The 950-nt window shown below is 55.9% G+C and carries 1 rRNA gene; it reads right to left on the bottom strand.

From position 1 onward, the window contains the following. Nucleotides 1-64 precede the first annotated feature (64 nt). Nucleotides 65-950 (bottom strand): 23S ribosomal RNA (locus QSK18_RS35635); the annotation flags it as partial.

Here is a 950-nt window from a genome sequence, read left to right as displayed (position 1 = left end):
ACGGTCGTTTCCCGTGAACCGCATAGTGGACGTGAGTCATCTTCGCTTCGTGTGCAGAGCGGAGTGTTGTAAGTCATCGGCATATTAGTACCGGTCAGCTTCACAAGTCGTTAGTCCTTGCTTCCACATCCGGCCTATCAACCCAGTCGTCTAGCTGGGAGCCTCCCACACCTCAAGGATGTATGGAAACCTCATCTTGAAGCGAGCTTCCCGCTTAGATGCCTTCAGCGGTTATCCCTTCCGAACGTAGCTAACCAGCGGTGCCCTTGGCAGGACAACTGGCACACCAGAGGTTCGTCCGTCCCGGTCCTCTCGTACTAGGGACAGCCCTTCTCAAGTTTCCAACGCGCGCAGCGGATAGGGACCGAACTGTCTCACGACGTTCTAAACCCAGCTCGCGTACCGCTTTAATGGGCGAACAGCCCAACCCTTGGGACCTACTCCAGCCCCAGGATGCGACGAGCCGACATCGAGGTGCCAAACCATGCCGTCGATATGGACTCTTGGGCAAGATCAGCCTGTTATCCCCGGGGTACCTTTTATCCGTTGAGCGACAGCGCTTCCACAAGCCACTGCCGGATCACTAGTCCCGACTTTCGTCCCTGCTCGACCTGTCGGTCTCACAGTCAAGCTCCCTTGTGCACTTACACTCGACACCTGATTGCCAACCAGGCTGAGGGAACCTTTGGGCGCCTCCGTTACTCTTTGGGAGGCAACCGCCCCAGTTAAACTACCCACCAGGCACTGTCCCTGATCCGGATCACGGACCGAGGTTAGACATCCAGAACGACCAGAGTGGTATTTCAAGATTGACTCCACCAACACTAGCGTGCCAGCTTCACAGTCTCCCACCTATCCTACACAAGCCGTACCGAACACCAATACCAAGCTATAGTAAAGGTCCCGGGGTCTTTCCGTCCTGCTGCGCGTAACGAGCATCTTTACTCGTA

This window comes from Kineosporia sp. NBRC 101677 (genome assembly GCF_030269265.1).
Taxonomy (GTDB): domain Bacteria; phylum Actinomycetota; class Actinomycetes; order Actinomycetales; family Kineosporiaceae; genus Kineosporia; species Kineosporia rhizophila.
Note: the sequence above shows the minus strand (reverse complement) of the source record. Positions and strands in the feature narration are given on the sequence as shown.